The sequence below is a fragment of the Subdoligranulum sp. APC924/74 genome (genome assembly GCF_003324125.1).
Classification (GTDB): Bacteria; Bacillota; Clostridia; order Oscillospirales; family Ruminococcaceae; genus Gemmiger; species Gemmiger qucibialis.
In genome coordinates this window covers 24698-33985 of record NZ_PSQF01000028.1, presented here as the reverse complement: position 1 = coordinate 33985, position 9288 = coordinate 24698, and the positions used below count along the sequence as shown (strand labels likewise).

General features: G+C 56.6%; 11 protein-coding genes. 1 reads left to right on the top strand and 10 read right to left on the bottom strand.

Annotated features, from left to right (window positions below; translation table 11 throughout):
- Positions 1 to 378 (top strand): hypothetical protein (locus tag C4885_RS16740; RefSeq protein ID WP_207657587.1); only part of this gene is annotated, 378 nt, incomplete at its 5' end.
- Between the two features lie 151 nt (positions 379 to 529).
- Here C4885_RS16740 and C4885_RS08610 read toward each other — a convergent pair.
- From C4885_RS08610 to acpP, 10 genes are all read right to left on the bottom strand, one after another.
- Positions 530 to 973: a MarR family winged helix-turn-helix transcriptional regulator gene (locus C4885_RS08610; RefSeq protein WP_113999932.1), complete on the bottom strand. Its 444-nt coding sequence runs from the start codon at positions 971 to 973 to the stop codon at positions 530 to 532.
- Positions 974 to 1037: 64 nt separating this feature from the next.
- Positions 1038 to 1496 (bottom strand): 3-hydroxyacyl-ACP dehydratase FabZ, encoded by a 459-nt coding sequence (fabZ, locus tag C4885_RS08605; protein ID WP_113999931.1) that lies wholly within the window; start codon positions 1494 to 1496, stop codon positions 1038 to 1040.
- Positions 1497 to 1699: 203 nt separating this feature from the next.
- The gene (gene fabF, locus C4885_RS08600) at positions 1700 to 2950 is read right to left on the bottom strand and encodes a beta-ketoacyl-ACP synthase II (protein WP_113999930.1); all 1251 of its coding nucleotides are present in this window, start codon (positions 2948 to 2950) and stop codon (positions 1700 to 1702) included.
- Between the two features lie 9 nt (positions 2951 to 2959).
- A complete protein-coding gene (fabG, locus tag C4885_RS08595; protein WP_113999929.1) occupies positions 2960 to 3712 on the bottom strand; it encodes a 3-oxoacyl-[acyl-carrier-protein] reductase in 753 nt (250 codons plus the stop codon).
- Between the two features lie 2 nt (positions 3713 to 3714).
- Positions 3715 to 4653, bottom strand: coding sequence for an ACP S-malonyltransferase (fabD, locus tag C4885_RS08590; RefSeq protein ID WP_113999928.1), 939 nt, complete (start codon positions 4651 to 4653; stop codon positions 3715 to 3717).
- Positions 4653 to 5591 (bottom strand): nitronate monooxygenase, encoded by a 939-nt coding sequence (locus tag C4885_RS08585; RefSeq protein ID WP_113999927.1) that lies wholly within the window; start codon positions 5589 to 5591, stop codon positions 4653 to 4655. Before C4885_RS08585 ends, fabD begins: the two co-directional genes overlap by 1 nt.
- Positions 5588 to 6541 (bottom strand): beta-ketoacyl-ACP synthase 3, encoded by a 954-nt coding sequence (locus C4885_RS08580; protein WP_113999926.1) that lies wholly within the window; start codon positions 6539 to 6541, stop codon positions 5588 to 5590. The genes C4885_RS08585 and C4885_RS08580 overlap by 4 nt, the downstream gene beginning before the upstream one ends.
- Positions 6538 to 7497 (bottom strand): acetyl-CoA carboxylase carboxyltransferase subunit alpha, encoded by a 960-nt coding sequence (locus C4885_RS08575; RefSeq protein WP_113999925.1) that lies wholly within the window; start codon positions 7495 to 7497, stop codon positions 6538 to 6540. The genes C4885_RS08580 and C4885_RS08575 overlap by 4 nt, the downstream gene beginning before the upstream one ends.
- Positions 7494 to 8378 (bottom strand): acetyl-CoA carboxylase, carboxyltransferase subunit beta, encoded by an 885-nt coding sequence (gene accD / locus C4885_RS08570; protein WP_113999924.1) that lies wholly within the window; start codon positions 8376 to 8378, stop codon positions 7494 to 7496. The genes C4885_RS08575 and accD overlap by 4 nt, the downstream gene beginning before the upstream one ends.
- Positions 8379 to 8390: 12 nt before the next feature.
- Positions 8391 to 8621, bottom strand: a complete 231-nt coding sequence (gene acpP, locus C4885_RS08565; RefSeq protein WP_113999923.1) for an acyl carrier protein — start codon at positions 8619 to 8621, stop codon at positions 8391 to 8393.
- Positions 8622 to 9288 lie beyond the last annotated feature (667 nt).

Sequence of the window (9288 nt, the reverse complement as noted above, 5' to 3'; positions counted from 1 at the left end):
GCGAGGGGCTTTTGCCCCCGAAGCACGATGCGGGTACCGCAACCCGACATTATCGAGCATTTTGGCAACGCAGATGCCGTGCTGCAGCTGCCGGAGCGGTGCTTAAGCCGCAAGGCGGGAATTGTGCGGTGTTGCCTTAGTCTATTTCTACAAACACGGCCGGATTTTGCGTTAAAAAGCCTTAAATTCTGCTTGTGTTTGCGAAATATCCGTCATTTTCTTTGTTTTCTGATACACCTTAAGGAGGAAAACGCATGGAACTTAAAAAGGCAGCCACTGTCGGCACGCTGGAATACGGACCCGCTGCGTTTGAAAAAGCTGACCGCTGAACGGGAAGACACTGTCCCGATGGCCCACCTGTTTGATATGGATTATTGATTTTGGCGAGATTGTTCTTTTGTAATGTCCTGTACGGCTGGCATCAATCTGTTCAAAAGGTCCAAGAGTTACCAACAGAATAATCATATAAACACAAAATGCGAACCACGTTGTACGAAGTGGTTCGCATTTTGTTATCGTAATGTATATTTTATTTCGGCAGCTGAATTTCCGGCATCAGTTCATCGGATACGATCTGCAGCATTTCTTCCAGCTTGGCCAGGTCATCGGGGCTGAACCGCTGTTTGGCACGCTCCATGACCAGATGCAGGTAAGAATAGCTGATGTTATAGTAATCAATGTACTTTTGGGTCGGCCGCAGGCGGTATTCCCGCTTATCGGTGGTGGATTGGATGCGCTCCACATAGCCTTTTTTGACCAGGGAGTTGATCTTATAAGCTGCGTTGGGGGTGGAAAGATTCATCATGTGGCTGAACTGCGCAATCGTGGGTTCCCCCAGTGCCATGATGACTTCCATGCAGAAAGATTCTACCGTCGTCAGCGTGGCTTCACGGTCTTCAAAACGGTTGAAGATCTGTTTATAAAAATGCAGCTTGAATTTTGTGTATACCTGCCCAAACGTCTGATCCAGCATGGCGAGAATCCCCCTGTAGGTTAATGAATTTATTATAGCACAATCCACCATGCAAAACCAGCCCTCAGGCATCCGTGATAACAAATGTCAGCTCGGCGTTGGCCGCGCGCACACCATCCACCCAGGCGGTGGCTTTGCCGATGCCCACCGGGCCATGCTGCTCTACCAGCTCACATTCCAAAGTCAGCACATCGCCGGGCACAACCTGGCGGCGGAAACGGGCATTTTTTACCCCGCCAAACAGGGCAATCTTTCCACGGTTTTCCGGCAGGCTCAACGCGGCCACCGCGCCGGTTTGGGCAAGGGCTTCCAGAATCAATACCCCCGGCATAACCGGATGGCCGGGGAAATGTCCCTGGAAAAACGACTCTGTGCGGGTCACGCACTTGATTCCGCGCGCCCACTGGCCGGGGGTATAGTCAAGAATCTTATCCACCAGAGCAAACGGGTAACGGTGCGGCAGGATCTTTTCGATTTCCGCCGCCGTCAGGGTCCGGGGCGGTTCATTGGGTGTATAGTTCATCCTTATGACCATTCCTTTCCGCTGCGCTCCAAGGCACCAAAGGGAAATGAAACGCAGTGCCTCTAACGTAGCAAGTTGTAATTTGTTAAAACAGGCTTGAGGAAGCTGGCACATTACAGAACGCGTGGAGGTGAGTAGACCCAGCCCTTGCTGGACTGAATCCTTATATGTGCCGGATACACCCTAATTATAATGTTTCAACCTTATTCCTCCCAACGCTTGAACACCACACAGGCGTTGTGGCCGCCGAAGCCCAGGCTGTCGCTCATAGCATAATCCACCTGTAACGCGCGGCCCTGGTTGGGAATATAGTCGAGATCCAGTTCCGGGTCCGGCTCCTGCAGGTTGACGGTAGCGGGCAAAAAGGCATCGTGCAGGGCCAGCACGGTAAACACGCCCTCTACCCCGCCGGCGCCGCCTAGCAGGTGGCCGGTCATCGACTTGGTCGAGGATACGGCCAGCTCATACGCGTGGCTGCCAAAAACCGACTTGATGGCCGCGGTCTCACAGCTGTCATTCAGATGCGTGGAAGTTCCATGGGCATTGATGTAGCCAATCTGTTCCGGCTCCACTCCGCCATCAGCCAATGCCAGCCGCATACAGGACGCGCCGCCTGCACCGCCCGGTGCCGGGGCGGTAAAATGGTAAGCATCGCAGTTAGCGCCATAGCCCACAACCTCGGCGTAAATCTTAGCGCCACGCTCTTTAGCGGTCTCCAGTTCTTCCAACAGCAGCACACCGCTGCCCTCGCCCATCACAAAACCGCTGCGCCGGGCATCAAAGGGGATGGAGGCCCGGGCCGGGTCGTCTGCGGTGCAGAGGGCTTTCATGCTGGCGAAGCCGCCCACCCCCAACGGGCTGATGCAGCTTTCGCTGCCGCCGCAGAGCATACGGTCCTCGTATCCATCGCGGATACGGTGGAACGCATCCCCAATCGCATTGGTACCGCCTGCGCAGGCAGTGGTGGGGCAGCTGCACATACCCTGCAGGCCAAAGCGGATGGCCACCTGCCCCGCCGCCATATTGCCGATGGACATGGGGACAAAGTAGGGGCTGACCTTTTCAAAGCCCCGCTGCTGGCCGCGGGTGTGTTCTTCCTCGATCGTGGGCAGACCACCGATCCCGCTGGACAGGATCACGCCGAACCGTGTGTGGTCGATATTTTCCAGTGCAATGCCACTGTCGCGGATGGCTTCGTCAGCGGCGGCCACGGCAAACTGGGTAAACCGCGCCATTTTGCGGGCTTCGCGCCGGTCAATACGTTCGGCAGGGTCAAAATCTTTGACTTCTGCGGCCAGTTTCACCTTAAAATCCGTTGTATCAAAAGCCGTGATCGGCCCAACGGCGCAGCGGCCAGCTTTCACGGCGGCCCAGCTTTCCGCCACGGTATTGCCGGTTGGGTTTACCGTGCCAAGGCCGGTGATAACGACCCGGCGTTTCTTTTCTATCTTCATAGCTGCACCTCACATTCCCATTCCGCCGTCAACACAAAGAACCTGCCCGGTGATGTAACCGGCCTGTTCCCCGGCCAGGAAAGCCACCGCCGCGGCAACATCTTCAGCACGGCCGATTCTGCCTGCCGGGATGGCCGCTGCGGCTGCGGCGCGGGCAGATTCCGGCATAGCGGCGGTCATATCGGTTTCAATAAATCCAGGTGCCACCGCATTGGCGGTAATATTGCGTGCGGCGTACTCTTTGGCAACGCTTTTCGTTAGGCCGATCAGCCCCGCCTTGCTGGCGGCATAGTTGGCCTGGCCCGCGTTCCCGTGCAGGCCGACCACACTGCTGATATTGATGATACGCCCATACCGCTGGCGCATCATCAAGCGGGAAGCTGCTTTGGTGCAGAAAAACGTCCCCTTCAGGTTGGTAAAAAGCACATTGTCAAAGTCGGATTCGGTCATGCGCATCAGCAGTTTATCCGCGGTGATGCCCGCATTGTTGACCAGTACATCGATCCGCCCAAAAGCGGCAGCGGTATCTTCCACCAGATTTTGGCAGGCTTCGGGGCTGCGCACATCCGCTTGCAGCGTGATGGCCTGCACACCAAAGGCGCGGCAGGCAGCCGCTGTTTCCTCGGCCGCGGCTGCGCTGCCTGCGTAGTTGACTGCAATGTTCATGCCGTTTTCGGCCAATGCAAGGCAGACGGCACGACCAATGCCCTTGGCGCCGCCCGTAACCAGAGCGGCACGGCGCATGTTTTCAGTTTGCGGCATGGTCAGGCTCCTTTCATGGTGCAAAGCAACTGCTGCAGCTGTGCAGCAGTTTCCACCGGATAACACGAGATCGCATTTCCCACCGTCTTTTTCACAAATCCGGTCAACACCCTGCCGGGGCCGATCTCAATGGCGGTATCCACCCCCAGTTCCGCCAAACGGCGGACCGTGGCTTCCCAACGTACGCCGTACTGCACCTGTTTTTCCAGCAGCGTGGCGACCGTGTCATTCTCTGCCATTTCATGCCCAAGGCAGTTGAACAGCACCGGGAACTGCATCGGCGCAAAATGAATGGATTGGAACTTTTCCCGCAGCGCATCTCCGGCGGGGTGCATCAGCAGCGTATGGAACGCACCGCTGACGTTCAGCGGCAGGCAGCGCCGCGCCCCAGCGGCAAGCGCCAGGTCGGCAGCTTTGTCTACAGCAGCTTTCTCGCCGCCGATAACCAGCTGGCCGGGACAGTTGTAATTGCAGATCTGTACAACGCCCTCTTCGGCGGCTGCGCTGCAACATGCCTGCAAGGATGTTTCATCCAATCCCAAAACGGCTGTCATCCCACAGGTGCGCCCGGCAGCGGCAGCAGCCATCGCTTTGCCACGGGAAGCCGTTAAAGCGACCGCTGTCTGCATATCGAACACCCCCGCACAGGCCAAAGCGGAATACTCCCCCAGGGACAGGCCCGCCGCATAATCCGGCATAATGCCCTGCTCCCGCAGCACAGCGGTAAGAGCGGCGGCAAAAGCTGTCATACAAGGCTGGGTGTATTGCGTTTCCTTCAGTACGCCCGCCGCATCGGTAAAGCAGACTTCTTTCAAATCAAAATCCACTGCTGCGGCAGCTTCGTCAAAGGCGGCGCGGAAGGCAGGAAAGGTTTCATAAAGGTCCTGGCCCATACCGGCATGCTGACTGCCCTGCCCAGCGTATAAAAATGCTAATTTCATCAGATGGTCTCCTTGTACAACCCTGTGATGCAGGTCTTTGCCTCGCTTACCATTGCGGCAAAAATCTCTTCTACCGGGCGGACTTCATGCAGCAGCCCCGCGGCCTGTCCGGCCATCAGGCTTCCGTTTTCGGTGTCGCCGTCAAACACAGCCTTGCGCAGACTGCCAAGCGTAAAGCGCTCCAGCGCCATTTTGTCGGCCCCGGCTTTTTCCTGCCGGACATACTCGCGGCTCATTCGGTTTTTCAACACACGCACCGGGGTGCCGCCGATCCGCCCGGTCACAATGGTATCGCTGTCGCGGGCTTTCAGCAGCGCTGCCTTGTAGTTTTCGTGGATGGGGCACTCGGTGCTGGCCAGCAGACAGGTGCCGACCTGCACGCCGCAGGCCCCCAGCGCCAGCGCTGCGGCCAAACCGCGCCCGTCAGCAATGCCGCCCGCGGCAATGACCGGCACGTGGACGGCATCAACGACCTGCGGCACCAGCGCCATTGTGGTCATTTCCCCCACATGGCCGCCGCTCTCTGTTCCCTCAGCAATGACAGCGTCAATGCCAAGCGGTTCCAGGTGTTTGGCTAAGATTGCGGCAGCTACCACCGGGATAACCGTGATGCCGGCTGCTTTCCACATTGCCATGTACTTTCCCGGATTTCCTGCCCCGGTGGTGACGATCTTTACGCCTTCTTCCACCACGATTTTGGCAAATTCATCTGCCTGCGGGTGCATCAGCATGATGTTGACACCAAAAGGCTGGTCGGTCAGCGCACGGCAGTGGCGGATGTTTTCCCTCAGGGCATCGGCATCCATACCGCCGGAACCGATCAGGCCCAGCGCCCCGGCGTTAGAGCAGGCAGCGGCAAATTCGCCCGTGGCGATATTGGCCATTCCACCTTGGATAATGGGATATTTCGTACCTAAAATTTCATTGAGCAGCTTCATTTTCTACCCTCATACGTCAGCAGCATTCCGCCCCAGGTCAGCCCGCCGCCAAAACCGATGCAGGCCAGGGTCTGGCCGGGGTGCAGTAAATCATTTTCCACCATTTCATGCAGGGCAATGGGAATGCTGGCAGCACTGGTATTTCCATGGCGGTCCATATTTTTATAAAATTTTGACGGTTCTGCGTGCAAGTGTTTGATACAATGGTCAATAATGCGGCTATTAGCCTGATGGCAGACGACCCAATCCAGGTCAGCCAAGGTCTTTTGGCTGCGCTCCAACACGGTTTGCAGGCAACGCGGCATGGTTTCCACCGCAAAACGAAAGACCGCCTTGCCATCCATCGTGATCGGGGCCGTATCGCAGGCTGCGGGGCCGCCGACACGGATGGCTTCGCTCCCCCGCGCGCCCAACGTGACGGTAAACGGCACATCTTCGGCCAGTTCCAGAATAGCCGCACCAGCGCCATCCCCAAACAGTACGCAGGTTGTGCGGTCGGTCGGGTCCACCATGCGGGACAGCGCTTCGCAGCCGATGACCAACGCATAGCGTCCGCCCAGGGTGTTCAACAGCCCGTGGGCCGCAGCAATAGCATAAATAAAACCGGAACAAGCCGCATTTACATCAAAAGCGGGCCGGTTCTCCGGCAGCCCCAAGGCCGCCTGCACACGGCAGGCAACACTGGGGGTAGCCGTTGGAGCCGAAAGCGTTGCCGCAACGCAGCAGGCAATCTCGCTTGCTGCCAGCCCGCTACGCGCCAGGGCTTGGCGGGCGGCGGCAATGGCCAGCGTGGCGGCATCCTCACTTTCGGTGCAGTAATACCGCTGGCGGATGCCGGTGCGGGTCGTGATCCATTCATCGCTGGTGTCCACCTGTCGGCTCAAATCCTCATTCGTCACTACACGGCCGGGCAGTGCCCCGCCGGTGGCCAGCAGCTGTAAGCCTTTCATGCTCCCCTCATTTCTCCGATACGGCGGTATTTTTTGTATCTCTGGTCGGCCAATGCCTTTCCACTCATCTTGCACAAGGCGGCAAGGTGCGCGGCAATGGCGGTATCCAACCGGCTGAAAAGCAGCTGCCGCCCGCGCTGTGCACCGCCCAGCGGTTCGGCGATGATTTCTTCCACAATTCCATCCGTATACAAGTCCTGCGCCGTCAGTTTCATCATGGTACAGGCTTCGCCGCTGCGGGAGGCATCTTTCCACAAAATGCTGGCAAATCCTTCGGGGCTCAACACCGAATACACGGCGTTTTCCAGCATCAGAATATGGTTGGCAACGCCAAGCCCCAGTGCGCCGCCGCTGGAGCCTTCGCCCGTAACGATGGCCAGTACCGGGACGGTCAGACCGCTCATCTCCATCAGGTTGCGGGCGATGGCCTCCCCCTGGCCGCGCTCCTCGGCATCCTTACCGGGGTAAGCACCGGGGGTATCAATAAATGTGATGATGGGCCGCCTGAATTTTTCCGCCTGCTTCATCACGCGCAGCGCCTTGCGGTAGCCTTCCGGTCCCGGCATGCCAAAGTTGCAGCGCAGGTTTTCTTCCAGCGTCGTTCCTTTGCGGTGCCCCAAAACCGTAACGGGCATCCCATGGAATCGCGCGATACCGCACAAAATGGCCGCGTCCTCCTTGCATTGCCGGTCACCGCACTGCTCAAAGAAGTCGGTAAACAGGTTGTCGATGATTTCGCCGATATGCGGGCGGTCAGGGCGGCGCGCCAGAAAAACTCTGTCCTCCGGCGTCAGTGATGTGCAGCGCTTCAAAAGCATGTTTTCCTGCGCGGAAAGCTCTGCCAGCTCAGCGGCATGGGTAGTCGTATTCGCCATTTCGGCATCATCGGTGCTGCTACACAATGCATCAATCTGCGCGTCCAGCGGTTCCAGCTGCTGCAAAACCTCTTTGATCATCTGCATTTCCTCCCCTGTGTATGGAGCTGCAAAATCCGCGTCAAAACCTCTTTTAATTCAGTGCGCGGCACAACCTGATCCACAAAGCCGTGTTCCAGCTGGAACTCACTGCGCTGGAAACCATCGGGCAGCTTTTCTCCGATGGTCTGTTCAATCACACGCGGCCCGGCAAACCCGATCAGCGCACCCGGTTCGGCCAGCGTGATGTCTCCCAGGCTGGCAAAACTGGCTGTGACACCGCCGGTGGTGGGGTGGGTCAGCACACTGACATACAGCCCGCCGCTGCGGCTGAACCGTTCCAGCGCGGCACTGGTTTTTGCCATTTGCATCAGGCTGAAAATGCCCTCCTGCATCCGCGCTCCACCGCTGGCAGAAAAAATAACCAGCGGAAGCCGTTTATCCGCAGCATATTCGATTGCACGGGTGATTTTCTCCCCCACGGCAGTGCTCATGCTGCCCATAAAAAATCGGCTGTCCAGCACAGCTGCCACCGCCTGCACGCCCCCGATCCTGCCGGTTGCGGTGACGGCAGCTTCTTTCAGGCCCGTTTTGACCGAAGCAGCGGCCAACTTTTCCTGATAATCGGGAAAATGCAGCACATCGTTGGGGGCAAGGTCTGGATTCAGTTCCTTAAAAGTTCCGTGGTCCAAAATCGTGCTGAGCCGGTAATAGGCTCCAATGGGCAGATGTACCCCGCAATTGGGGCATACATACAGGCTTTTGGTCCAGACCTGGCGGGTGGCGCGGCGGCCGCATTTTTTACATTCAACAAATTGCGGCTGCACCCAGCCGGGCGCAGCCGTACCAGCATCGCGGCGGACTTTCAGCTGGAAGCTGCGCTCCTGCTGGCTGACCGGGAACAGCTTTTCAATGGCATTCATCCCTAATACCCTTTAGGCTGCCCGCGCAACCAGATAGTTGAAGATATCACCCACGGTCTTGAGCGTTCCCAGGTCCTCATCGGCAATCGTGATGCCAAACTTGTCCTCAAACGCCATGTTCAGCTCCACCGCGTCCAGGCTATCCGCCTGCAGGTCCTCGGTCAGGCTGGCTTCCATCGTAACTTTGTCTGCATCGCAGTTCAGGGTATCAACAAATACTTCTTTCAGTTCTTCAAAGCTCATGATTTATACCTCGTAATTATTTATCTAAAAATATTGACTTAATTGTCAACAAGGTTATTATATCACATTTGTCTTGTATGTCAATATTGTTAGGTAAAAATATTTATCTAATTATGCTGATCTCTTATTCTCTCTACCAGAAGCGAATATCATGCAAAAATTCGCACAACATCATCCCTTGCAGCGCTGCCATTGCTGCTGACAGGTAGACGCAATGCAATACTTTGGGTGAGGGCACTCCCCCGCTCCGTCTATTGACAATTCCGCCACCTCACCTATAGATAAAAACGCCTGCAAACTCAGGCGTAAATCTGCCTTTATTTGCAAGCGTTGAAAAAAGTATTTGGGGAATTTCCTCTTAGTGATTGGGATGATATTTAAAGTGTTGACTGCTCTTGTGCCGGATTGGCTTTTATTGTATAATAATGTGATTAATTTCAAGCATTGGTTTGCTGTCGTATGCGGCACAGCATTTGAAATTGAAATTTAGGCAATACCGCATAATTCTAAGTGCCGATACGGCGAGCGAGGTGCGGCAGCTGCTAAGCCAAAAGCGCAGATAATACTGGATGCTGCAAAGGTGAGCGCCGCCAGTGGCGGAAACAGCGAACCGAAGCAGGGGCAGCGGTCGCAGAGTGCGAGGGGCTTTTGCCCCCGAAGCACGATG